The sequence below is a fragment of the Variovorax sp. 10L426 genome, from assembly GCF_056395305.1.
Genome location: NZ_JBFTJF010000001.1, coordinates 331,684 through 354,342, shown reverse-complemented (window position 1 = coordinate 354,342; position 22,659 = coordinate 331,684). Strand labels below are relative to the sequence as shown.

The following is a 22,659-nucleotide window of genomic DNA, read 5'->3' as shown; positions in this document are numbered from 1 at the left end:
CTATTCGGGCTTGCTGAAGGACGACTGCAGGTAAACCTGCGTTTCGCGTGGACCATTGACTCGAACGCTGACGCGATAGAGGGGCGGCGAGGTCACCGGAGGACGGTCTTCACCGGCGGTGCCGCCGGCCGCAGCGCTGACGGGCGAATAGACGCAACGGCCGTTGCCCAGCGATGCGAAAGTGCCGGTCGTGTTGCACAGGCGGTCGATCACGTAGCGGATCGTCACTCCGTCGCGGCCCGTGATGTCGCCGGCTGTTGGCGTAAAGGTGGCGCCGGTGACGTCCGGTCCGCTAGGGGTGGCACTGTTCTGCAAGAGCACCTTCGGGATGCCCTGCGAATTCGTCTGGAGTTCAATCGCGCTGTAGTTGGCGGACGGAAGGTTCGTCGCCGTCACGTTCGGATATTTGGCGCCATCCAGAGCGGCGCCACCGGCGAACGATTGCAGCACTTGGGAGACGGCCTGCTCGCCCTGATTGACCAGGTCTCGCCGAAAGGCCAGGTTGCCTGCGCTGAACATCGAAGCGTTCATCGACCGCACCACAGCGACGCCCGCGGCAAGAAGGACGACGAGGATGATCAGGCAGAACAGCAGGACGACGCCGCGTTGACGCAACGTCACGTGGGCGCGAGGAGGACGCAAAGGACGCTTCATGATGTGGGCAGCAACAGCATGTTGCGCAGCGGGATGGTCGTGTCGATGACGCGCAGGCGAAAGTGGCGGTTGTCGTCGCCCGCGGCATAAGGCACTGCGGCGATTGGCGTGGCCGTATCGGTGAACAGCTCTGGCCGTTCCAGGGTCACGTCTTCCTTCTCGTAGTTCGAGGAGCGCATGACGATGGCGACTCGAACAGCCACGATCTGCCGCATCAGCGTGGGCTGCGTCACCACCTGGCCGATGTCCCACGCGCCTGCGGGCAGTTGCCAGCTATCGACGATGTTGTCGTGCGAAGTGTCGACGCCATACATCGCGTGAATCTCGGCCACCCCGTCGGCCAGCGGCTGGATCGGATCCAGGTTGCCCGCGACCGCCGCGCCGCGAAGCAGGTCGTAAGCGACGAGCGTGCGATGGGTGTCGACGCCGAACAGTTGGAACTGCAGGTTGCTGGCGTTGACGTTGCCAAGCACCGAAAAGGTAGCGGTCCCGCTGTCGGCCATGGCGCTGATAGCGACGGTGTTGCCGTACTTGCCACCCATCGGAAGCACATCGTTGCCCGCGGCGTTGAACGCCGTGGGGTCCGTGACTGCAACTTGATCGAGCAAGCAGGTCGCGCTGCCGGGCTGGGTCACCAGGCCGATATCGCCGTCCTGCAATCCCACAGTGTTGTCCAGTCGCAGGTTGGTGCCCGCTACAGAGGAGCGGATCGGCCGCGCGATGTCGCCGGCCGAACCATTGCCGCTCACGACCATGATCACGTCGGAGCCGCCTGCAGACTGGTTCTGGCCGATCAACACGGGAGCCAGGCCGAGCGCGCTGCCCGTGCCACCGAGGAAGCCTTGAAACGGCGCCGGGAATGCGCCTGTGCGCGGCAGGATCGTTGCGCCGACGGTCGTGGACGACGCACTCGGCTTGCAACCGAAAACGGATTGGTCCCATGCCTGCGCGAAGCCCGAGCCGGCGCTGCGCATCGCCTTGTCCAGCGCGTAGGCGGCGAAGGCACCACTCTGGCCGATATCGTTCGTGCTGTTGGTGGTTCGCTTGTGCGCTTCGCCGATCACCACCACGTTGGTGGCGACCAGCACGACGAGCAGGCCGATGACGATGGCCACCAGCAATTCGATCAGCGTAAAGCCACGCTGGCGAGGCGAAGGAGTTTGCTGGGTACGGTTCATGGCGGCGGAGGAAGAGTGACGCGCGTCGTGAGCTGGCTCGTGTCCGACTCGGTCGTGGTGCGCTGCGGCGGCTTCCAGCTGATCGTGATGTTCGCGCTGTTGGTCACCGTGGTTTCCTTCACGATGGCGACCGACCCCTGGGGAAGCGAGTAGGGCGGGGCGGCGGCGCGGTCGTTCCACGAAGGCGTGCCGGCGTCGGGATCGATCACCACATTGTTGGAGAGCCACATCGCGCTCGCGATCTCGTTGGCCAGCAACGCCGCGCGATTGCGGTCCTCAGCCTCGACCGAATACTTGATGGCTTGGGCCTGCAAGCCCACCAGGCCGAGGATGCCCAAAGAAAAGAGCAGCACCGCCACCAGCACTTCGATCATCGCCACGCCGCGTTGCTGCTGTGGCCGGCGTATGGAGCAAGGGGACTTTGTCATGTGCTAGCACCCGTCCGGCGTGCTGGCCGAGAGCGTCTTGTTCGGGTCGCACATGCGGACCTGACCGCCGACAGCCACATTGACCTGCAGGTTGCGATCGGCGCCCGCCAGCGTGATGCTGTAGGAGGCCGGACCACCGGGGCAGGCAGATCCGGTGCCGGGTGTCGGGACAGCGATCATTCGGCCCAGCGAACTGAAGCAGATGGATGCTGCGGTACCCGTGATCTGGACGCCGTTGCCCGCGCCGCCCAGCACGCCCGCCTCGACGAACTCGGCGACATCGGTCGTCTCGCCTTGAATGGCGATCGTGTTGACCGACCAATACTTGCCGGTCAACACCGCTGTCGGGCTGGTTTGAGGCGATGCACTGTTGGTGAGCGAAAACACCGTCTTGCGACTGCGTCGAAGTGCATCCGTCTGGGCCAGCCGCAGTCCGTTTTGCAGGGCCTCGGCTGTCGCCCGCACACTGCTGTTCTTGATCCACGTCATGAAGGAAGGCATCGCGAGCGCCAGCAAGATCGCGAGCAACGTCACCGTGATCATCAGTTCGATCAAGGTGAAGCCGTTGACAAGAGCACGGCGCGTCATGGGCACGCCATGCCCTTCTGCGTCACCCATGCGGTCGCGCATGAACTCCACCCGGCACCGGCATTCGGTGTCGCACGCGTGTTTTGCTGGTCGATGGTGAAAGTGAAGCCAGCAGTCCCGCCGCTGCCTTGGGCTTGGGCGGTAAAGGTGCTCGCCGTCAGCGTGGGACAGGTGACGGTGAAGCTGCCTGCCGGCGCCGGCGCATCGCAGGGCGAAACGAATTTGCCCGCCGGTGCGGTCGCCGGCGTCGTGTACTGCCGGTTGTCCTGGAACTGCCGTTCCATGTTCGCGCGCAGTGTCGACAAGGCATTGGTCGCCTGCGTGATCTGGCCGCGCAACACATAGTCCCGATAGGCGGGCATTGCGATCGCAGCGAGGATGGCGACGATCGCCACGGTGATCATCAACTCGATCAGCGTGAAGCCACGCGTTCGGCTCGGTTTCGTCGACTTGCCAGAAATTTCGTGGGACATGCGCGGGGACCTGGTAATAAAAAGGACCGCATCGGCGGGTGTCTGTCGACGCCGATTGTGACCATATGTTACTTACCAAGGTTACCGCTTATCGGTTACTTTTTACCGTTTATCACCTTTTTGGTTACAGGCGGGAATTCCCGTATTTTGCTGAATTCGAGTGCTAGCAAGCCTTTATCAGAGTGTCAGTACACACTCCTATTTTTTACCCCACCACGGCTGTTTCGCCGGCTCATCCCTTCGTTCGTGGCGCGGCGATACCCGCCCTCAGGGTCGTGCCGTGCTTCAGGCTTTCCTGATTCTGGTCTTGGTCCTGGTCATCGTCGCTGTCGTCCTGACTGCACGCGTTCATCAAGGGACCAGGGCACTCCGAACGAAACTGCACGAATCCCAAAGTGCTGCCAACCACTGTCAGGCCCAGAAACAACACCCATGCCGCCGCGGACGGCCAGCGGCGTGCTCTCCATCGGCGCCCGAAATGCTTCTGCAACCTGTCGGGGGCGGTGGTTTCGCCCTCCAGTTCCTCGAGGTAGCCCCCGAGTACCGCGATATGCCTGCGGATGGCCAGCGCCTTCAGGCTTCCGTACACCGCAATCGTGACGGGGAGCAGCCACACGAGTCCGGCAAAGCCGACCAGGACCTCGGCGTTGATCGCCACCCATGCAAAGACGGCGAAAGCACCGACGACGCATGAACGCTCGAGCAGGGCCAGTTCCGCCATGCATCTCGTCGCTTCGTTGTGAAGCGCTGCGTACTCTTCCTTCTGCAGTGTTGGTTCGGTCATGGCGTCCTCCTCCTTGTTTGCCGATATCGCGCGTCGCCAGCGACCGCGAGAGCGCCGCTACCGATTCCTGGAATTCTTGATTGTCTTCGCAGGCCGCACGTACGGTTCGACCAAGTCTTGCTCCGCCGGATGATTCCTTGCGACGACGGCGCGGGCAGGATCGGTCGCACTCAGATTGATGGCCTCGTGCGGCACTCCAGGCGGCACGAAGAGGAAGTCGCCGGCCTGGCTGACGACTTCGTTTTCGAGTTCGGCACCCCACCGCGTGCAGACGGTCCCCTCCAGCACGTAGATACCCGTCTCGTAGCCCACATGGACGTGGGGCTCCGCACGGGCGCCGGGCGGGATGACGACCAGGTGCATGGATCAGCCCGACGCGTTCACCGTCTGGCCGGAAATGCCGACGAAGTAGGGAAGTCGCTGCTTCGTCATGACTTCTCGGTCGGGACGAAGGCCTTGGACTGCAGGTGTGCTCGGGTTCATGGCGATGCGTGCTCCACTTGGGTTGATCCGTGGGCGGCTGGGCTGACAGCCGCTCAACGCAGGTAGGCCTGCACCAGCGCGACCCAGTAGCTCGCGGTGCTCGGCAGGATCTCGTCGTTGAAGTCGTAGCCGGTGTTGTGCACCATGCAGCCCGGACCGCTCCCCGGCTTGCCGTCGCCATTGCCGACGATGAAGTAGCTGCCCGGCACCGCATTCAGCATGAATGCGAAATCGTCGCTGGCCTGCAGGGGCGCCATGTCGGGGATCAGCGCCTTTTCGCCCATGGATTCGACGGCCACCTGGCGCGCGAAGGCAGTGGCGGCATCGTCGTTCACGCAGGGCGGCATCTTCCACTGGTAGTCCACCGTCGCGCTGGCGCCATGCACGGCGGCCTGGGCCTGCGCCATCGCGATGATGCGGTCGCGCAGGAATGCGCGCACTTCCGGTTTTCGCGCCCGGATCGACAGCTTGAGTTCGGCGCTCGTGGGAATCACGTTGGGCGCCTTGCCGGCGCTCATCGCGCCCACTGTGACGACCGCCATGTCGTTGGGGTCGACCTCGCGCGACACCAGCGTCTGCAGCGCGAGGATCAGGTGCGCCGCGACCATGATCGGATCGACCGTGGTGTGCGGCATCGCGCCGTGTCCGCCCTTGCCTTCGATGGTGATGACGGCGGTGTCCGACGAGCTGTAGATCACGCCCGGCAGGAAGCCGAACTGCCCCGCCGGGAAGCCGGGCTCGTTGTGATACGCGTAGACCATGTCGCACGGAAAGCGCTCGAAGAGGCCCTCCTCGACCATCTTCTTCGCGCCCATCAAGCCTTCCTCGGCCGGCTGGAAGATGAGGTTGAGCGTGCCGTTGAACGCCTTCGTGACCCCCAGCAACTGCGCCGCGGCGAGCAGGGTGGCCGTGTGCCCGTCGTGCCCGCAGGCGTGCATGGCGCCGGGCTTGCGGCTGGCCCATGAGAGGTTGGTGGTCTCGGTCATCGGCAGCGCATCCATGTCGGCGCGCAGCCCCAGCCGCCTGGCGCCATCGCCGACCTTGAGCGTGCCGACCACCCCGGTACCGCCAAGGCCGCGATGCACCGAGTAGCCCCATCGCGCGAGACGCTCGGCCACCAGGTCACTGGTCTGGAACTCCTCGTAGCCGAGTTCGGGGTTTGCGTGGATCCGGCGCCGCAGCCCGACCATCTCCTCGGTCGAGGCCTGGATGCCGGGATGGATGGGAACTGAAATCATCGGGAGGCCGCCTTCAAAGCACTGGCTTCGCATTTTCCACGCCAATAATGGAGCCTGCCGCGATGGCCTCGATATTGCTTCCAGAAGCGGCTGCCTCCGAAGGCCTCACCTCCGACGATGACTCACCACTTCCAGAACCCCACCCTCCCCTTCCTGACCCGGCGCCAACTGACCCTCGGCGCGCTCGCCGCGGCCGGCGGCCTCGCCACCACGCGCTACGGCCGTGCCGCCACCGGCAAGGGCACCGCCGTGCTCGCCATCGACGCCGATCCGCCGACGCTGAACCTCGGCACGACCACCGACTTCGCGGCCGGCGACGTCTCGGCCAAGATCCTGGAAGGCCTGGTGTGGCTCGACCCGCAATACAACCCCAAGCCCTCGCTCGCCACCGCGTGGACGATCTCGCCCGACGGAAAGACGTACCGCTTCACATTGCGCCCCGGCGTGAAATGGCATGACGGCAAGGACTTCACGAGCGCCGACGTCAAGTACACCTTGACCGAAGTCGTGGGCAAGCTGCATCCGCGCGCCGCCCCGGTGTTCAAGACCCTCGGCATCGAGGTCGACACGCCCGACGCCCTGACCGTGGTGGTCAGGTTGCAGAAGCCCTATGCGCCCTTGCTGTCGCAAATGACGGTGTTCGACGCACCGATGCTGCCGCGCCATCTCTACGAAGGCAGCAACATCGGCACCAACCCGGCCAACCAGAAGCCGGTCGGCACCGGTCCTTTCAAGTTCGGCGAATGGAAGCGCGGCGCCAGCATCAAGCTCGTGCGCAACGACCAGTACTGGGACGGCGACAAGCCCTTTCTCGAATCGATCATCTTCCAGGTGATCCCGCAGGCGGCCAACCGCGTGCCCGCATTGCAGACGGGTGAGATCGACGAGCTGCTCGACTTCTACACGCCCAAGCCCGAAGTCCCGCGCATCCTTGCGGACAAGAACCTGGCGCCGCGCCGCGGCGTGAACATCCCGGCGGTGTACTTCCTGATGTTCAACACGCAGTCGCCGCTGTTCTCGAAGCTGGAAGCGCGCCATGCGGCAGCCTTGGCGATCGATCGGCAACGGCTCGTCAAGCAGGCCATGAACGGCATTGCGCGGCCGGGCGCGGGCGCCTTCGGCGACGGCTTCAAGTGGCTCTTCAACGACGACGTGAGCTATGCGAAGAAGTACCCGCTCGATCCGGCACGCGCCAAGGCCCTGTTCGAAAAGGCCGGCGTCAAATCCGGCAGCACGACGGTGCGCATGCCCTTCGACGCGAGCCGTGCGCAGATGCGCGCGCAGTCGCAGATCATCCAGGACAACCTGCGCCAGATCGGCATCGAAGTGAAGCTCGAACCGCTGGAGCGCTCGGTGTACTACGACCGGGTGTTTGCCAAGCGCGACTACGACATGATGCTGGGCTCGTACTTCTCGGCCGGCGATCCGGCCATCGGCTACACGCGCCTGTACAACACCTACACCGGCACCTCGCCCAACACCAACGCCAGCGGCTATTCGAATCCGAAGGTCGACGACCTGCTGGGCCGCGCCGCCACAGCCACGGATCGCGACCTCCGCGCCAAGCTCTACAAGGAATTGCAGGTGATCCTCAACGAGGACCTTCCGACGCTGGTGTTGTTCGATGAGGAGACCGTCGACACGGCGAGCAAGAAGCTCACCGGCGTTTTCCCCGCGCTCGATGCACGCGACCAGTGGGCCGGCGTGCGACGCACGGACTAACCGGCATTCAATGTCTTCTTTCATCCTGCGGCGCCTGCTGCACGCGATTCCGCTGCTGCTCGCGGTGGTGGTGCTCAACTTCCTGCTGATCGCCTTCACACCGGGCGATCCGATCACGCTGCTGGTGGGCGACTTTCCCGCGCCGCCCGAATACCTCGATCAGATGCGCCGCGAGTTCGGGCTCGACCAGCCGGTATGGATCCAGCTGCTGCGCTATCTGGGCAAGGTGGTCCAGGGCGACTTCGGCTATTCGTTCGCCAACCAGCAGCCGGTGGCGACGCTGATTCTCGAACGGCTGGGCGCCACGCTGGAACTCACCATGACCGCGCTCGCGTTCGCGAGTGTGCTCGGGATCGTCTTCGGCGTCGTCGCGGCCCGTTCGGCCGCACGCTCGGGTCGCGGGCTGGTCGACTCGGCGATCCAGGGTGTTTCGTCGGCGGGCTATTCGATTCCGGATTTCTGGCTCGGCCAGTTGTTGATTCTCGTGTTCGCGATCTGGCTCGGATGGCTTCCTTCGCAAGGCAACAACCCCGTGCGCGGCACGCTCCCCGGCTTCGATGGCTTCGTGCAGCACCTGTCCTACCTGGTGCTGCCGGCCTTCGCGTTGTCGCTGCGCTACCTCACGCTGATCACGCGCATCACGCGCGCCGCAATGCTCGAGGTGATGAATGCCGACTTCATCCTGGCTTCGCGTTCGCGCGGCGCGTCGGAATGGACGGTCGTCGTGGTGCATGCGCTTCGCAATGCCGCGGCACCGGTGCTGACCGTCATTGGCTACAACGTCGGCTTCGTGCTCGCGGGTTCGGCATTGATCGAAGCGGTGTTTGCATGGCCCGGCATCGGGCGGCTGCTCTATGAATCGATCTCCAAGCGCGACTATCCGGTGATGCTGGCGATTCTGCTGATGGTGTCGGTCACGGTGGTGATTGCGAACCTGGTCACCGACATCATTCACCGACTGATCGATCCGCGGATCGAACGCTCATGACCGACGCAACGCTGACGCCGATCACGATCCCTCCAGTCGGCACGCCGTTTCGCAAGGCCGGCTTCTGGCGCCGCCTGCTCCGGCGGCCGACGACGCTGCTCGCGCTGGCCTTCCTCGCGCTGCTCTTCGCGCTGGCAGTCTTCGCGCCGCTGGTCACTGCCTACGACCCGCTCGGCGGCGGCGACAGCTCGCTCCTCGAACCGCTCTCGCCCGGCCATTGGCTCGGCACTGACGACCTGGGCCGCGACATCTGGGCGCGCGTGGTCTTCGGCACGCGCATCTCTCTCACTGTCGGCGTCTTGAGCGCGCTGTGCGCGGTCGTCGTCGGCGTCATCGTCGGCGCGCTGGCGGGCTACTTCGGCGGCTGGCTCGACACGCTGCTGATGCGCATTGCCGAGTTCTTCCAGACGCTGCCGCGCTTCGTGGTGGCGTTGATCGTGATTGCTCTTTTCGGCACCAGTGTCTTCAAGATGATCGTGGTGATCGCGGCGCTCTCGTGGCCGCAGCTTGCACGCGTGGTCAGGGCCTCGGTCGCAGCGCTCGCGCAATCGCAGTTCGTCGACGCGGCGCGCGTGGCGGGCATGGGCCACGGCGCGATCATCGTGCGCGAGATATTGCCCAACGTGGCGGCGCCCATCATTGTGCTCGGCTCGCTCGACATCGCGATGGCGATCCTGATCGAGGCCAGCCTGAGCTTCTTCGGACTCGGCGATCCCAACCATGTATCGTGGGGCGCAATGCTCAACGACGCGCAGCAGTACCTGCGCAGCGCGTGGTGGATGTCGGCCTTTCCGGGGCTTGCGATCGCGCTCACGGTGCTGTCGTTCAACGTCTTCGGCGACGCGCTGAACGACGCGCTGAACCCGAGGGGGGCGAAATGAGCGCAGCGCCGGGCCGCCCCAAGCAAGCTCGCGCCCCCTCGGGGGGCAGCGAGGACACGAAGTGCCGAGCGTGGGGGCCGAGATGAACGCCGATCTGCTGCTCGACCTGCGCGGCCTGTCGGTCGACATCCGCCAAGGCGCGACTGCGCTGCGCGTGGTGAACGACCTTTCTCTTACAGTGCGCCGCGGCGAGGCGGTGGGCCTCGTTGGCGAATCGGGCTCGGGCAAGTCGATGACTGCCTTCGCGATCATGAATCTCTTCCCCTCGCCCCTGGCGCAGGTCGCAGCGGGGCATATCCTGCTCGAAGGCCAGGACCTCGCGCAGTTGAAGCCCGCCGAACTGCGAGCAGTGCGTGGCGCGCGCGTGGGCATGGTTTTCCAGGACCCGACGAGCTACCTCGATCCGCTGATGCCCGTCGGACGCCAGATCGCCGAGCCGTTGCGCGCGCACGGACGCACAGAGGGACTGGAGGCGCGCGTGCTCGAACTGCTCGACATGATGGAGCTGCCGAACGCCGCACGGGTCGCTCGCCAGTATCCGCACGAACTCTCCGGCGGCATGCGCCAGCGCATCCTGATCGCGACGGCCCTCGCGATGCGGCCGGCGCTGCTGATCGCCGACGAACCGACGACGGCCCTCGACGTCACCGTGCAAGCGGGCATCCTGAAGCTGCTGATGCGGCTGCGCAAGGAGCTCGATCTGGGCATCCTGCTGATCACCCACGACCTCGCGGTGGTGGCCGAGACGTGCCAACGGGTCAACGTGATGTACGCAGGCCAGGTGGTCGAGTCGAATGATGTCGGACCGCTCTTCGCGGCGCCGCGTCACCCTTACACGCAGGGGTTGCTTGGGAGCATCCTGAGCCCACAGTCGCGGGCGCATTCGCTGTTCTCGATTCCGGGCAACGTACCGATCGCCGGCCATTGGCCGGACGGCTGCCGCTTTCATCCACGCTGCCCGATCGCCCGTGCCGGTGTCTGCGACAGCACCGCGCCGGCGCTGCGAGCCCACGGAACCGGCGCCGACCGCTGCCACCTGAGCGATGAACGGATCGCCGCCGACGCGTGGCAGCGCAACGAGGCCACGTCCCCATGAACACCGCCACGACCACGCCGCTTCTCGAAGCCCGGGACCTGAGCCGGCTCTTTCCCGTGCGCGCGAGCGGAGGGTTGTTCCGCGCCCGGCAGATGCAGCGCGCGGTGGATCGCGTGTCCCTGTCGATCCGTGCCGGCGAAGTCCTGGCCCTGGTCGGCGAAAGCGGCAGCGGCAAGACCACGCTCGGCCGCATGCTGCTGGGGCTCACCGCGCCGAGCGAGGGAACCATTCTCTACAAGGGCATGGACATTGCGACGCGCTCCGGCGAAGCGGCGCGCAGCTTTCGCCGCGAAGTCCAAGTGGTGTTCCAGGACACCGGCGGTTCGCTGAACCCACGGCGCACCATCGGCCAGAGCGTCGGGCTTCCGCTGACCTATCACCGCGGACTCGACCGGCGCGCCGCGTCGGCCGAGGTCGATGCGCTGCTCGACCAGGTCGGACTGCCGGCCGCGCACTTTCGCGACCGGCTTCCGCACGAACTCTCCGGCGGTCAGCGCCAGCGCGTGGGCATCGCGCGTGCGATGGCATCGAATCCGGCGCTGATCATTGCCGACGAGCCTGTGTCTGCGCTCGACGTCTCGGTGCGCGCGCAGATTCTCAAGCTGATGTTCGACCTGCAGCGGGATAGAAAGCTCTCCTACCTCTTCATCACGCACGACCTGGGCGTCGTGCGGGCCATGGCCGATCGCGTGATGGTGATGCACCAGGGCCGCGTGGTCGAAAGCGGCGATGCGGACGCGGTGCTGAACGCGCCGCGCGATCCCTACACCCAGCGGCTGCTGGCCGCCACGCCCGTTCCCGACCCGTCGCGCCAGCTCGAAGCGCAATGACCCGACGATGACCCGTCATTTCACCGAACCCACCACCGACCACTGGCAGCGCATCGTCGCAGCCGACGCAGTCGAGCGGCCGGAAGCGCCCTGGCAGTTCGGCTACCCGGCACGCCTGCCGGACGGGCGCGTGCTCATGCTGCCGATCAGGCAGCTCGCGAACGAACCATCGCATGCCGTGGCTTCGCTGATGGTCAATCACGCGTCGCTCGACGTGGTCGATACGCTGGGCGCCATGCTCGCGCAGCGCCTGTCTGCGGAGGCACCTGATCTGGTGATCGGCTTGCCCACACTGGGGCTCGCGCTGGCGCCCGTGGTCGCACGTGCACTGGGCCACACACGCTACGTGCCGATGGGCTACTCGCGAAAGTTCTGGTACGACGAGGCGCTGTCCACCCCGGTGCATTCGATTACCTCGCCGACACCGGGCAAGCGCATCTACCTCGACCCCAACCTCCGACCGCTGCTGGACGGCAAGCGCCTCGTGCTGGTCGACGACGCGATCAGCACCGGCACTACGCTTCTCGCGGCGTGGGACTTGATCGAGTCGCTCGGCGGCAACGTGGTGGCCTGCGGGGTCGCCATGCTGCAGGGCCGCCGCTGGCTCGACGCGCTCGGCGCAGAACGCGCCTCGCGGGTCGTCGGCGTGTTCGAGAGTCCCTTGCTGAAGGTCGTGCCGGACGGCTGGGTGCTGCGCGACTGATCAGCCCGCGGCGCGCGCCAGTGCGTCCAGCACCACGCGCCGCAGCAGAGGCTCGTCGGCCACGCAGGCTACCTGCGCGTTGGCCTTGGCGCGCTTCGGCACACGCCACTCGACCACCGTCATGCCGCGCGTGTGCTCGCCCTTGCATTCGGCCACCACGTACGCGGGCCTGAAGCTCATTCCTTCCGGCGCCACCAACGCGGCCGCGGCGGTCGGGTCGTAGAGCGACATCGGCAGCGCGCCGACAGGGCTCGCAATGCGCACGTAGCCGAGCAGCAGGTCGGCCAGCACGTCCGCCCTGTCGGAACCGAGCGCACGCAGCGCTTCCGCATCGCTTGCGTGTACGCGCACCTGCCGGCAGGCATCGAGACCGACCATGTGCAGCGTCACGCCTGCGTCGAGCACGACGTTGATCGCTTCCGGGTCGACCGCCGCATTGAATTCCGCCGCCGCCGTGTGGTTGCCCGGCCCTGCACTGCCGCCCATCCACATGAGCCGCCCGATGCGCGCTGCGAGGTCGGGGAGCGTCTGCAGCACGATCGCGATGTTGGTCAGCGGCCCCAGCGCGAGCAAGGTGGCCGGCTCAGCGGACGAGGCGAGATGGTCGATGAGCGCAGCCACCGCATCGGTCGATGCCAGTTCCGCGCGCGCCTTGGGCAGGCTGCGACCGGCGGAGGCCATGGCATCCGCCCCGAGGACGTACTGTGCCGTGACCAGTTCGCTGGCGATCGGCTTGGCGCTGCCTGCGTGGATCGGGAAGCCCCACCGGAAGAAAGCGCCCGAGCGCAACGCGTTGTCGATCACCACTTCGAGCGGCGCGTTGCCGGCGACGAGCGACATGCCGGCGACGCACCAAGGCGGCGTATGCGTGACTGTCAGCACGGCCGCGAGGTCGTCGAAGCCCATGTCGGTGTCGATCCAAATGCTGTTCATGGGGTGGGTCATAGGTTTGGGCTGACGCGTATTGTCCCTGCATCGCTCCCGATGGGGGCGGCTTCTCTGGCTCTTCAATTCGGAGTAAGGTTTGGCGCCCCGGCGACACCTGTCGCCGCCCCGTCGGCCTTTGGGAGACGCGCATGATCACGAATCCGCAATCCGGAACCAACGTGCAGGAAATTGCTTCGGGCATCTTCCGCATCAATACGCCGGTGCCGCTGCCCGACGGCAACCTGTTCAGTTTCAACCAATATCTCGTGGTCGACGACCAGCCGCTGCTTTTCCACACCGGGCTGCGCCAGCTTTTCCCGCTCGTGAGCGAGGCCGTCGCGAGCGTGATGCCTCTGGAACGTCTGCGTTATATCGGCCTGTCCCATGTCGAGGCGGACGAGTGCGGCGCGATGAACCTGTTTCTCGCCGCGGCGCCGGAGGCGGTGCCGCTGTGCGGCAGCCTCGCGGCGATGATCTCGATGGGCGATCTGGCCGATCGGCCGCCGCGCGCCCTCGCCAATGGCGAAGAACTGACGCTCGGGACCCACACCATCCGCTGGTTCGACACGCCCCATCTCCCGCATGGGTGGGAATGCGGCCTGATGATGGACACGCTCACGCGTACCTTCTTTTGCGGCGACCTCTTCACGCAGCCCGGCAACAGCGAGAAGGCGCTGATCGAGACCGACATCCTGGGCCCCAGCGAGGCGTTCCGGCACCAGATGGACTACTACGCGCATGCGCCGCAGACCGCCACCTTGCTGGCCGGACTCGCGAAGCAGGAACCCCGTACCTTCGCATGCATGCACGGCAGTGCGTGGCAGGGCGATGGCGCATCGCTGCTCCGCCAGCTTTCGGAGGCGTTGTCGGAGACAGCTTGATCACTGCCAACCGGGTGCAATCAGGGCGATGCGTCAGCCCTCTTCCGCATCGTGATCACATGAAAAGGGCACTTCACGGCGCAATCGCTGCAGCCCGTGCATTGATCTGCGTTGTGCAGCGTGGCGGCTTTTCTCCATTGCACGACTTCAAGGCTGAGCAGATGGAGGTCGCACGCGGCGACGCACCATCCGCAGCCCGTGCAATGCGCGGTGTCGACCGCTGGCAGCCAACCCGGCCGAGCCGCGCTCGATGATGATGATGCGGCTGGAACGGCGGAAGCGCGGGCAGTGGCAGTCGAAGACATGGCGTGGGCGCGGAACGTCGCGCGATACAGGAACAAAGAGGCGGATCGTAGCGGTAGCATCCAAGCCTGTCGCGCGCCGTTCGGGCTGCGAGCGAGTTCTTTCGCTGAAGCTTCGCAGGCGCTCGCCTTTCACTTGCCCTTCATTTGCCTTTCGCCTGCTTGGCACTCAAGCGGTCATAGCCGCTCAGCTCGAGGAAACCCTGGCCGTCGAGGCTGCCCGTCACCTTCACGGGCCCTTCCCAATAGACATTCGCGGTCGTCCCGCCCGAATCGAATTCGCTGTTGGGCAGGAAGGGTTTCACGTTCAGGACGCCCGATGGAAGCTTGATGCCCCACTCGACCACGTAATTGATGTTCGTCTTCGGACTCGTCCACGTGGCGCCGGGCACCAGTTCGACCTCACCCGGCTTGATCGGCACGGACTCCTTTGCAGTCGAAATCGTGCCCGCGGTCATGACTTTCCGCTGGTCCATGTCGAAAAGCTCATAAAGCATCAGGTCGGATCCATCCGACAGGTGCAGCGCGAACCAGTTCCAGCCGAGCGACAGGACGTCGAATTCGCCCCACTGGTGATCGAACCACACCTCACCGCTCACCGGAAGCGACTTCCCTCCGACGGCAATGGTGCCTTGCGCCGAAAGTCGGGGGCGCGAATAGTAGTAGCTGATTCCGCTCTTGCCGAAATCGAGCACGCCCGGCGTCTCGGAGCCGGGCGCGCGATGTGCAACCGTCGGGCCGGAATCCTTCAAGTCGACCGCGATCGAGGCATCGTCGAAGCTGGCGCGCACCACTTGGGAGGCAGGCGACGACGTCGCCTGCCATCCCTCCTGCTTGAAGTCGAAACCGTTGGGGACGTTGGACCATGGGATGCCGGCGGTACGGGTCTGGCTGACGTAGCGTTTGCCAGTCTGAAGATCGGTCAGCGCCGCGTGCATGGCGGTGTGCTTGACCAGCCCGTTGGCGACGAAGACGACCATGTGAAACGCGTAGCGGGGGCCGTTCTTCGCGTCGAGGATGCCGTTGTAGTACCACCATTCCATCGCGGAGCCGTGGGGCGCGTCGTCGGCCGGCAAGTTGAGCGGCGGAAGTGCCGCCGTTCGCTCCACCGGCTTGCGGCTTTCCGGTCCGGAGGCTGCAGCTGCAATTGGCATCGGCTCGGTGTCCGAGAGATAGAACACGCCCGCGCCGATGGCGGCCCCGACAACCACCACGGTTGCGAAAAACACCATCAATCCCTTTCGCGAGCGCCTCCGACGGGAGCGCGAACTTCCCGAGGCGTAATGCCTGTGGCTGTGGCGCCGGGGAGCGGGGTCGTTGGCGTTCATGTTCAGGGCGTCCTTTCGTCTTGCGGCCTGTACTGGATCGGCGGACATCTTAGCGACGCACTGTGGAAAATCGTACTAGCTGGAACCAACGGCATTCTTGCGCGACGATAGACGCACTCATGACCACCCTCGACGCCCCTGCCCTTTCACTCACCGACACCTGCGCGCAGGCCTCGCTCGATCTTCTGGAGCGCAACCTCACGCCGCACGGCATCCTGGCCGCCAGCCGCACCGAAGCAGCCGAGGCCCGGCGCTACACGCGCATCTTCGGACGCGATGCGGCGATCTGCGTGATGGCGATGTGCGGGAGCGGCGTGCCCGCATTGGAGCAAGGAGCGGTGGCCAGTCTCGACGCGCTCGCCGCGCAGCAGGCAGCCAACGGGCAGATACCCAAGTACGTCGATCCCGAGGGTCTCGATGCCGACTTCTGGTACCTGGGCTGCATCGATGCCACCTTGTGGTGGCTGATCGCGGTGGACCATGTGCGACGCCACGGACGTGTCGGTCTGTCGCATTGGGACAGCGAGGTGAAGCGTGCGATCGGATGGCTGCTCGCGCAGGAGCACCAGCACTTCCGGCTGCTGCAACAGAACGAGGCCAGTGACTGGGCGGACATCATGCCGCGCTCAGGCTATGTGCTGTACACCAATGCGCTCTGGTACGACGTCAAGCGCCGCTACGCGCTCGACGATGCCGAGGCAACGCGGAGCCACTTCAATCACCTGTTCAACCCGTTCCAGCGCGACTTGCCCGAATACCACCGCGCCCGACTGCTTCAGCACTATGCGCGCCGCGGCCGTCGCGATCCCGGCATGTACCTCAGCTTCGTCAATCTCTCGGTCGTCGGCGACGAGGGCGATGTGTTCGGCAACGTCCTGGCCATACAGAGCGGGCTGGCCGATGCTTCCATGGCGGCGCGCATCGTCAAGACCATCGTCGCTGCACATGCCTGCGAGCCCTTTCCAGTGCGCGTGGTGCTGCATCCATTGACGCGTCAGGATCCGCTGTGGCGGCCCTACATGGCGCGCCATCAGCAAAACCTCGTGCATCAGTACCACAACGGCGGCATCTGGCCCTTCGTCGGTGGCTTCTGGGTGATGGCGCTGGCCCAGTTGGGCATGCGCGAACTGGCCTGGCCCGAGCTTGCGAAACTCGCGCGCGCCAACGAACTCGACGACTGGCGCTTCACCGAGTGGTTTCAAGGTCGATCGCTGGCACCGATGGGGATGGCCGGCCAGAGCTGGAATGCTGCGACTTTCCTGCTCGCCCGGCGCGCCCTGCTGGGCGACGGCACGGCTTGGTGACACCGCGCCCTCGGGCGCTTGTGGAATTTTCCCTATTGCGTAAGACGCTTCCGAAGCCTTTCGGAACTTTCCCATGTCTCGCATCGCAGTGACCGCGAACAATCGAGACAGCGGGGCATCAGCACGCATGCCGCCGTTCACTCATTGAGAGGTTGACAGGTTTGGCGCCTGAGCGCCCACCTCGTCCACTTCAGCCGCACAGAATTTTCCCGGAGGTTTTTATGCAAGAACGCCGCCTGTTCACGTTCAAGACTCGTCGTCGCGTTCGCCGATCGATTCGATTCGCAAAGCGCCGTTCGGCCCTGACGATCGCAATCACGGTCACGGTTGGAATCTCGGCAATCGCGTTTGCATCAGGCATCGCGATCGGCCTCAGACTCGCCACGGCGGAATCCGTGGCTGACTATTCCGAGCATCACGCCGATCACGAGCATGTGTGCGACGAAGATGAAGGGGAAGATCACTCCGACCACGCCGCTCACGAGGGCAGCGGGGGTCCCGAGTTGCCGGCCAGGCTGATCAACACGTCGCTGGCTTCTCACGAGCAGGGGGCAAAGGCACAGACCGTCGCCTGGGCAGCATTTCCCGGGCGCCTGCCGGTCGACAACGCCCGCATCGGCTCGAAGTACGGCAATCGCGTCGATCCATTCAAGCGCCGCGTGCGCTTTCATTCGGGCATCGATTTCGTCGCCAACAAGGGCACACCGATTCGCGCCACCGCCAGCGGCCGCGTCAGCTTCGCCGGGAAAAAGCGCGGCTACGGCAACCTCGTCGAGATCGATCACGGCAACGGACTTGTCACGCGCTACGGTCACGCATCGCGCCTGATCGTGCGCAAGGGTGATCGGGTGTCGCCGAGCCAGCATGTCGCGGACGTCGGATCGACAGGTCGCTCGACCGGCCCGCACTTGCACTTCGAGCTCCTGGAGAACGGCGCATACATCGATCCGACTTCGTATCTGGACGTGTTCGCCAAGGATTCCGGCAGTCGAGATCTCTCCGCGTGATATCAAGCTGATTCGCCCTTGCGGCGGCCGGGGAGTTGGAGAGACGCGCTCCGCCAAATGGACGGTGTATTTGACATTGCGATCCAGCCGGCGCCAACTTCGACCTCATGAAATTCGTTGACGAGCAGGCGGTGCACCGGGTCTTGCGCATGGACGCGCTGATCCCGGTCATGGAACAAGCCTTGCACTTGCTGTCTTCCGGACGCGCCATGCAGCCTTTGCGCAATGTGCTGCCCATCGATGCGCATGGAGGATTCTTTCTGTCGATGCCCGCTTATGTATCGGGTCATCTGGGTGCCAAGCTTGTCACCTTCTATCCCAGGAACCAGGGCATGCCGACGCATCACGCGCTGATCATGCTGTTCCGGCCCGAGACGGGTGAACCCCTGGTGGTGATGGACGGTCGCCTGATCACCGAGATGCGCACCGCAGCGGTTTCCGCCGCGGCGACCAAGCTCCTTGCTCGGCCCGACGCCTCTTCCCTGGCGATCCTCGGATCCGGCGTACAGGCCCGGAGCCATCTGGAGGCGATGCGGCTGGTTCGGAATTTCGACGACGTTCGGGTCTGGAGTCCGCACAACGCCGCCGCCTTCGCGCAAGAACACGGCGTGCGCTCGGCGGCATCCGCGGAGGACGCGGTCCGCGGCGCCGATGTGGTGGTCGTCGCGACGACTTCGGGCAAGCCGGTGCTGTCGGGGCGATGGCTGTCACCCGGCGTGCACGTCAACGCGGTGGGCGCCCCGAGGCCCGACTGGCGGGAACTCGACGACGAGGTGCTGGCCCGTTGCAGGCTCTACGTCGAATCTCGCGAAGCAGCCTCGCGGGAATCGGGCGACGTGATCGCCGCGGGAAGCATCTTTGCGGAAATCGGCGAAGTCATCGAAGGCACCCATCCGGGCAGGCGGCACCCCGACGACATCACGCTTTTCAAATCGGTGGGCGTTGCCGTCGAAGACATCGCCAGCGCCGGGCTGGTGTACCGGCAACTGGCGGATGCAGACAAACCACCTGCGCAGCCTTGAGGCCGATCAGTCCTCGACCCAGCGCACGGCCTCCGCGAGACTCGCGCGCGAGGTCCGAAAGCGGTTGGCCGGATGCTCCGGGTCCTCGTAGCCGAACCCGATGCCGCACACCACTTGCCGGTCGTCCGGAACGTCGAACCACCGATGCAGGAATTTCGCGCGCGAGGCGACGGCCGCCTGCGCAATGCAGGCTACGCCGCGGCTGCGCGCGGCAAGCATGAAGTTGCTGACATAGGCGCCGCAGTCGAGCACGCCGTAGGCGCCGAGCGCGGCTTCCGTCGTGATGAGCGCCATGTGCGGCGCGCCGAAGAAGGTGAAGTTCAGTTCCGCTTGTCTTGCGGAAGCGACCCGATCGCCGTGCGCGATGCCCACGCTGTCGTAGAGGCTGAAGCCGCATTCACGTCGTCGGTCGCGATAGACGCCGCGGTATTCGGCCGGCGGCGCAATGTCGAAGCCCTGGTCAGCCAGACCTTCGGGCGATGCCATCGCCTCGCGGAGCCGATCGGTGGCGGCCGGGCTGGTCACCGCCACCTGCCAGGGCTGGGAGTTGCACCACGAAGCCGTGCGCTGCGCGCTGCGCAGGATCGCCTCGACGGTTTCACGCGGCACCGGTTGCGGCAGATAGCCGCGACAGCTGTAGCGTGCATCGAGAATGGCGTCGAATGCCGACGCCACGGCAGGTTCGGTGTCAGGGGCTGAGTCATCCATGGTCGGGCCATTCTAGGGAGCCCATCGAATCGCATTTCTTCGCCAGCGCGCGCGGCCCGCGCTACGATGGCCCTGGTCTTTTCGAATTGCGCTTTCATTCATCCATGACCAGGAGACGATATGAGCAACGTACGGATCGAACACGACCTGCTCGGCGACCGCGAGGTTCCCGACGATGCCTACTACGGCGTACACACGCTGCGGGCCAAGGAGAACTTCCAGATCTCCGGCACGACCGTCTCGGCCTATCCCGAACTGATCAGCGCACTGGCCTCGGTGAAACAGGCAGCGGCGCAGGCCAATACCGAGCTCGGCCTTCTCCCCGAGAACCTGCGCGACGCGATCATCGACGCCTGTCGCGAGATCCGGCGCGGCTCGCTGCACGACCAGTTCGTCGTCGACGTGATCCAGGGTGGCGCGGGCACCTCTACCAACATGAACGCCAACGAGGTGATCTGCAATCGCGCGCTTGAAATCCTCGGCCACCGTCGCGGCGAGTACCAATACCTGCACCCCAACGAGCACGTCAACATGGCGCAGAGCACCAACGACGTGTATCCGACGGCCATTCGCATCGCCACCTGCTTTGCGATCGAGCGGCTGCTCAAGGCCATGGAACATCTGCGCGTGGCGTTCGCCGTCAAGGCGGAAGAGTTCGCGCATCTGCTGAAGATCGGCCGTACGCAGTTGCAGGATGCCGTGCCCATGACGCTGGGCCAGGAGTTCTCAACCTACGCCGTGATGGTGGAAGAAGACATCGCGCGGCTGACCGAAGCCTCGGCGCTGATCCGCGAAATCAACCTCGGCGCGACCGCCATCGGAACCGGGATCACGGCGCATCCGGAATACGCCGGCAAGGCGCTCGCCGCGCTGCGCGAGATCACCGGACTGGATCTGTCCACCGCGCCGAACCTCATCGAGGCCACGCAGGACTGCGGCGCCTTCGTGCAGCTCTCGGGCGTGCTCAAGCGCATCGCGGTGAAGCTGTCGAAGACCTGCAACGACCTGCGGCTGCTCTCCAGCGGACCGCGCTCGGGCTTCGGCGAGATCAACCTGCCGCCCATGCAGGCCGGCTCGTCGATCATGCCCGGCAAGGTGAATCCGGTGATCCCCGAGGTGGTCAACCAGGTGGCCTTCGAGGTCTTCGGCAATGACGTGACCGTGACCTTCGCGGCGGAGGCCGGGCAATTGCAGCTCAACGCCTTCGAGCCGATCATCGCCAACGCGCTGTTCCGCAGCTTCAAGCACCTGACCAACGCCTGCATGACCCTGGCCGACCTGTGCGTGAAAGGCATCACCGCCAATCCCGATCGCCTGAAGGAAAGCATCGAGCGATCGATCGCGCTGGTCACGGCGCTCAATCCGATCATCGGCTACAAGGAAGCGACCGAGGTCGCGGCCGAAGCCTATGCCAACGGAACCAACGTCCGCGAAGTCGTGCTGCGGCGCAAGCTCATGACCGAGGCGGAGCTGGAGCACGCGCTTCGCCATGAGGTGCTGACGCAGCCGCGCGTGTATGAAGAGGCGCGGCGCGGGGCCTGACCCTCCGATGACCATCCCCGCACCTTCGCCTGCGACGCCGACGCGCCCCGGTGCCATCGAATCGTTGCCCGGCCCGAAGCGAGCACCCTTCGTCGGAAACCTGCTGCAGTTGGACCTCCCGCGTCTGCACCTCCAGTTGGAAGAATGGGCGGCGCAGTTCGGACCGCTGTTTCGCCTGAAGCTATTGAGCCGCGACGTCCTCGTGATCTCGGATCCGGCGGCGATTTCGGCGGTTCTGCGGGTGCGTCCCGATACGTGGAGACGACCGCGGAACTTCGAGCCGATCTTCCGAGAGTCCGGCGGCCACGGACTGTTCAGTGCAGAAGGCGACGACTGGCGCCGCCAACGGCGCATGGTGATGACGGCATTCGATCCGGCGCACCTGCGCAGCTTCATGCCATCCCTGGTCCGCGTCACGGAGCGCCTTCGCGATCGATGGGGTCGCGCCGCTCGCGCCGGCATCGACATGGACCTCCAGACCGAGCTGATGTGCTTCTCGGTGGACGCCGCGTCCAATCTCTCTTTCGGGGTGGACATCAACACGATCGAGGACGAGCGCAGCGAACTGCACGAGCATTTGGCGAGCGTCTTTCCGATGCTCATGCGCCGAATCAACATGCCATTTCCGTATTGGCGCTACATGCGCCTTCCGTTCGATCGCACCTACGATCGACACAAGGTGGAGATCCATCGAACCATCGAAGGGCTGGTCTCAAAGGCGCGCGATCGACTCGCGCAGCGCTCGAAGGAAGGCGAAGGACCCACCGATCTGTTGGAAGCGATGCTCCTGGGGCGCGATGCCGACGGCAGCACGCTGACCGAGGACGAAGTGACCGGCAATGTGTTCACAATGTTGAGCGCTTCTCAGGACACCACCGCCAATTCGCTGGCCTGGGCGATCTACCTTCTGCGCACCCACCCGGCCGCCTGGAAACGGCTGGTCGACGAAGCCGACACGATCCTGCACGAAGTGACGGTACCGCAAGATCTTGAACAGGCACGATCACTGAGCTATGCGGAGGCCTGCGCGAACGAGGCGATGCGCTTGCGACCGGTGGCGCCGGTGCTGTTCCTCGATGCGGTGCACGACACGCAGGTCGGCCACGTGGCCGTTCCCAAGGACACCACCGTTTTCTGCGTGATGCGCCCGGCGGCGGTCGACGAGGCAAACGTCGAGCATGCAAGCGAGTTCCGGCCGGAGCGCTGGCTGGGAGGCGAGGGTGCCATGTCGACGCAGTCGCCCAAGCGCGTCTCCATGCCCTTCGGCGCCGGACCCCGACTTTGTCCGGGGCGCTACCTCGCGATGCTCGAGATGAGCCTGGTATTGGGGATGCTTGCGCGAAACTTCGAACTCCTGGAGGTCGCCACGCCGGGCCGGGCTGCGCCCGAAGAAACCCTGGCGTTCACGATGCATCCTGTCGGCTTGCGCATGCGCCTGGCCGCTCGCTGAAGCGGCGAAGCTTCGCCGAGCGATCGCCGACGTTTCGACGATCTCTCGATTTTTGCCCCACCAGCGGCAGACGGTCACGCTGGGCCACTCGCTCAACAGCTTTGAGGGTACTTTCACCATCGATCAATATGCGACAGACGAG

The 22,659-nt window shown here is 65.2% G+C and carries 23 protein-coding genes and 1 pseudogene; 12 read left to right on the top strand and 12 right to left on the bottom strand.

The window, feature by feature from the left end:
* From AC1DHL_RS01770 to AC1DHL_RS01735, 8 genes and pseudogenes are all read right to left on the bottom strand, one after another.
* The gene (locus tag AC1DHL_RS01770; protein ID WP_478160142.1) at window positions 1-654 is read right to left on the bottom strand and encodes a pilus assembly PilX family protein; all 654 of its coding nucleotides are present in this window, start codon (window positions 652-654) and stop codon (window positions 1-3) included.
* Window positions 651-1,832, bottom strand: a complete 1,182-nt coding sequence (locus AC1DHL_RS01765; protein ID WP_478160140.1) for a PilW family protein — start codon at window positions 1,830-1,832, stop codon at window positions 651-653. Before AC1DHL_RS01765 ends, AC1DHL_RS01770 begins: the two co-directional genes overlap by 4 nt.
* Window positions 1,829-2,260 carry a type IV pilus modification protein PilV gene (gene pilV, locus AC1DHL_RS01760; protein ID WP_478160138.1) on the bottom strand — a complete coding sequence of 144 codons (432 nt, stop codon included), beginning with the start codon at window positions 2,258-2,260 and terminating at the stop codon, window positions 1,829-1,831. The genes AC1DHL_RS01765 and pilV overlap by 4 nt, the downstream gene beginning before the upstream one ends.
* 3 nt (window positions 2,261-2,263) lie before the next feature.
* Complete coding sequence (locus tag AC1DHL_RS01755) at window positions 2,264-2,848, bottom strand: pilus assembly FimT family protein (RefSeq protein ID WP_478160136.1); 585 nt, start codon at window positions 2,846-2,848, stop codon at window positions 2,264-2,266.
* The gene (locus AC1DHL_RS01750; protein ID WP_478160134.1) at window positions 2,845-3,321 is read right to left on the bottom strand and encodes a type IV pilin protein; all 477 of its coding nucleotides are present in this window, start codon (window positions 3,319-3,321) and stop codon (window positions 2,845-2,847) included. Before AC1DHL_RS01750 ends, AC1DHL_RS01755 begins: the two co-directional genes overlap by 4 nt.
* Window positions 3,322-3,553: 232 nt before the next feature.
* Entirely contained in the window at window positions 3,554-4,105 is a 552-nt protein-coding gene (locus tag AC1DHL_RS01745; RefSeq protein WP_478160132.1) for a hypothetical protein, read from the bottom strand.
* 57 nt (window positions 4,106-4,162) lie between these two features.
* Window positions 4,163-4,588 (bottom strand): annotated as a pseudogene (locus AC1DHL_RS01740) (cupin domain-containing protein).
* A gap of 53 nt (window positions 4,589-4,641) precedes the next feature.
* Window positions 4,642-5,826 (bottom strand): M20 aminoacylase family protein, encoded by a 1,185-nt coding sequence (locus AC1DHL_RS01735; RefSeq protein ID WP_478160130.1) that lies wholly within the window; start codon window positions 5,824-5,826, stop codon window positions 4,642-4,644.
* 117 nt (window positions 5,827-5,943) lie between these two features.
* On the opposite strand from AC1DHL_RS01735, the gene AC1DHL_RS01730 reads away from it, so the two are divergent.
* The 6 genes from AC1DHL_RS01730 to AC1DHL_RS01705 all read left to right on the top strand — a co-directional run bounded on the left by AC1DHL_RS01730 (window position 5,944) and on the right by AC1DHL_RS01705 (window position 12,046).
* Entirely contained in the window at window positions 5,944-7,548 is a 1,605-nt protein-coding gene (locus tag AC1DHL_RS01730) for an ABC transporter substrate-binding protein (RefSeq protein ID WP_478096163.1), read from the top strand.
* Between the two features lie 10 nt (window positions 7,549-7,558).
* Window positions 7,559-8,536 (top strand): ABC transporter permease, encoded by a 978-nt coding sequence (locus tag AC1DHL_RS01725; RefSeq protein WP_478160128.1) that lies wholly within the window; start codon window positions 7,559-7,561, stop codon window positions 8,534-8,536.
* The gene (locus AC1DHL_RS01720) at window positions 8,533-9,417 is read left to right on the top strand and encodes an ABC transporter permease (protein ID WP_478160126.1); all 885 of its coding nucleotides are present in this window, start codon (window positions 8,533-8,535) and stop codon (window positions 9,415-9,417) included. Before AC1DHL_RS01725 ends, AC1DHL_RS01720 begins: the two co-directional genes overlap by 4 nt.
* 82 nt (window positions 9,418-9,499) lie before the next feature.
* Complete coding sequence (locus AC1DHL_RS01715) at window positions 9,500-10,513, top strand: ABC transporter ATP-binding protein (RefSeq protein ID WP_478160124.1); 1,014 nt, start codon at window positions 9,500-9,502, stop codon at window positions 10,511-10,513.
* Window positions 10,510-11,343, top strand: a complete 834-nt coding sequence (locus AC1DHL_RS01710) for an ATP-binding cassette domain-containing protein (RefSeq protein ID WP_478160122.1) — start codon at window positions 10,510-10,512, stop codon at window positions 11,341-11,343. The genes AC1DHL_RS01715 and AC1DHL_RS01710 overlap by 4 nt, the downstream gene beginning before the upstream one ends.
* Before the next feature lie 7 nt (window positions 11,344-11,350).
* On the top strand, window positions 11,351-12,046 hold the full coding sequence (locus AC1DHL_RS01705) for a phosphoribosyltransferase (protein ID WP_478160120.1): 696 nt from the start codon (window positions 11,351-11,353) through the stop codon (window positions 12,044-12,046).
* Here AC1DHL_RS01705 and AC1DHL_RS01700 read toward each other — a convergent pair whose 3' ends face one another.
* The gene (locus tag AC1DHL_RS01700) at window positions 12,047-12,979 is read right to left on the bottom strand and encodes a nucleoside hydrolase (RefSeq protein WP_478160118.1); all 933 of its coding nucleotides are present in this window, start codon (window positions 12,977-12,979) and stop codon (window positions 12,047-12,049) included.
* Window positions 12,980-13,122: 143 nt separating this feature from the next.
* Between AC1DHL_RS01700 and AC1DHL_RS01695 the strand changes: the two genes are divergently transcribed.
* The gene (locus AC1DHL_RS01695) at window positions 13,123-13,854 is read left to right on the top strand and encodes an oxygen-binding di-iron domain-containing protein (protein ID WP_478160116.1); all 732 of its coding nucleotides are present in this window, start codon (window positions 13,123-13,125) and stop codon (window positions 13,852-13,854) included.
* 20 nt (window positions 13,855-13,874) lie between these two features.
* Here the strand turns inward: AC1DHL_RS01695 and AC1DHL_RS01690 are convergent, their stop codons facing one another.
* Both AC1DHL_RS01690 and AC1DHL_RS01685 read right to left on the bottom strand, forming a co-directional pair.
* A complete protein-coding gene (locus AC1DHL_RS01690) occupies window positions 13,875-14,159 on the bottom strand; it encodes an ATP-binding protein (RefSeq protein WP_478160114.1) in 285 nt (94 codons plus the stop codon).
* Between the two features lie 140 nt (window positions 14,160-14,299).
* A complete protein-coding gene (locus AC1DHL_RS01685; RefSeq protein WP_478160112.1) occupies window positions 14,300-15,388 on the bottom strand; it encodes a lipocalin family protein in 1,089 nt (362 codons plus the stop codon).
* A gap of 215 nt (window positions 15,389-15,603) precedes the next feature.
* Between AC1DHL_RS01685 and AC1DHL_RS01680 the strand changes: the two genes are divergently transcribed.
* The 3 genes from AC1DHL_RS01680 to AC1DHL_RS01670 all read left to right on the top strand — a co-directional run bounded on the left by AC1DHL_RS01680 (window position 15,604) and on the right by AC1DHL_RS01670 (window position 18,817).
* Entirely contained in the window at window positions 15,604-16,788 is a 1,185-nt protein-coding gene (locus tag AC1DHL_RS01680; protein ID WP_478160110.1) for an amylo-alpha-1,6-glucosidase, read from the top strand.
* Window positions 16,789-17,183: 395 nt separating this feature from the next.
* On the top strand, window positions 17,184-17,795 hold the full coding sequence (locus AC1DHL_RS01675; RefSeq protein ID WP_478160108.1) for a M23 family metallopeptidase: 612 nt from the start codon (window positions 17,184-17,186) through the stop codon (window positions 17,793-17,795).
* A gap of 107 nt (window positions 17,796-17,902) precedes the next feature.
* On the top strand, window positions 17,903-18,817 hold the full coding sequence (locus AC1DHL_RS01670; protein ID WP_478160106.1) for an ornithine cyclodeaminase family protein: 915 nt from the start codon (window positions 17,903-17,905) through the stop codon (window positions 18,815-18,817).
* 6 nt (window positions 18,818-18,823) lie between these two features.
* On the opposite strand, the gene AC1DHL_RS01665 is transcribed toward AC1DHL_RS01670, so the two are convergent.
* Window positions 18,824-19,525, bottom strand: a complete 702-nt coding sequence (locus AC1DHL_RS01665) for a nitroreductase (protein ID WP_478160104.1) — start codon at window positions 19,523-19,525, stop codon at window positions 18,824-18,826.
* A gap of 120 nt (window positions 19,526-19,645) precedes the next feature.
* Here AC1DHL_RS01665 and aspA point away from each other — a divergent pair, with 120 nt between their 5' ends.
* Both aspA and AC1DHL_RS01655 read left to right on the top strand, forming a co-directional pair.
* Window positions 19,646-21,067, top strand: coding sequence for an aspartate ammonia-lyase (gene aspA, locus AC1DHL_RS01660; protein ID WP_478160102.1), 1,422 nt, complete (start codon window positions 19,646-19,648; stop codon window positions 21,065-21,067).
* Window positions 21,068-21,074: 7 nt separating this feature from the next.
* Complete coding sequence (locus AC1DHL_RS01655) at window positions 21,075-22,517, top strand: cytochrome P450 (RefSeq protein ID WP_478160100.1); 1,443 nt, start codon at window positions 21,075-21,077, stop codon at window positions 22,515-22,517.
* Window positions 22,518-22,659: the final 142 nt, after the last annotated feature.